We start from the raw sequence: 644 nt of genomic DNA, 5'->3' as shown, positions 1-644 counted from the left end.
GCAGTGTAGGTTTTGCCGGAAGGTCATCCACAAAAAACCGCCTGCCTGTTTCCAGTTCAAGCGCCTTGTGTCTCATTGTCAGCAGATTTTAAGTCTTGGTCAGTCGCGTAAAAATCCGTCAACATGCGCCCAGGCTTGAAAATATACTTTGGGTTCGTTAGGTAATCTTCGGGCAAAGGCTCGCCATACCACCAGCCCAAAGGTTTAACCCGATGCACGCGCTGCGGGTTGTGCATCTTCATTTTCATTTGCTCCTATCGGTGGACTGATAACTTCAACCCGGCAGCGCCAACAACTGCCAGTAGGGTCTTGATTGTCGGATTGCCGCGCAAGGACAATGCCCGGTAAAGGCTTTCCCTTGGTATTCCTGCCCGTTCTGCAACCGCGCTCATGCCTTGCGCCTCGGCAATGTGTCGCAGGGCGGTCAGCAGGGCTTCACGTCCTCCGGGTTGGTTTGATTCATCCAGTGCGGTGGACAGGTATTCATCGGCAAAGGCCGGGTCTTCGCGCAGCAGTTCCAGCACTGCATCATCATGGGGGCGGGATGCTTTGTTCATATCTCGTTTCTCCTGTTCCAGTTCTTCCAGTATTCCAATGCTGTTTCAATCTCGGCCTGTTGTTTCCGCTTGTCGCCACCTATGAGA

The 644-nt window shown here is 53.1% G+C and carries 2 protein-coding genes; both read right to left on the bottom strand.

The annotated features are described in order from the left end of the window. Positions 1-56: 56 nt before the first annotated feature. Positions 57-242 (bottom strand): hypothetical protein, encoded by a 186-nt coding sequence (locus M6F29_RS12020; protein ID WP_298160249.1) that lies wholly within the window; start codon positions 240-242, stop codon positions 57-59. Positions 243-254: 12 nt separating this feature from the next. Further along, positions 255-557 (bottom strand): addiction module antidote protein, encoded by a 303-nt coding sequence (locus tag M6F29_RS12015; RefSeq protein WP_298160246.1) that lies wholly within the window; start codon positions 555-557, stop codon positions 255-257. Positions 558-644: the final 87 nt, after the last annotated feature.

It is taken from the genome of Ferrovum sp., assembly GCF_027317285.1.
Classification (GTDB): Bacteria; Pseudomonadota; Gammaproteobacteria; order Burkholderiales; family Ferrovaceae; genus Ferrovum.
The sequence above is the reverse complement of the archived record's forward strand: the minus strand, read 5'-3'. Positions and strand labels throughout refer to the sequence as shown.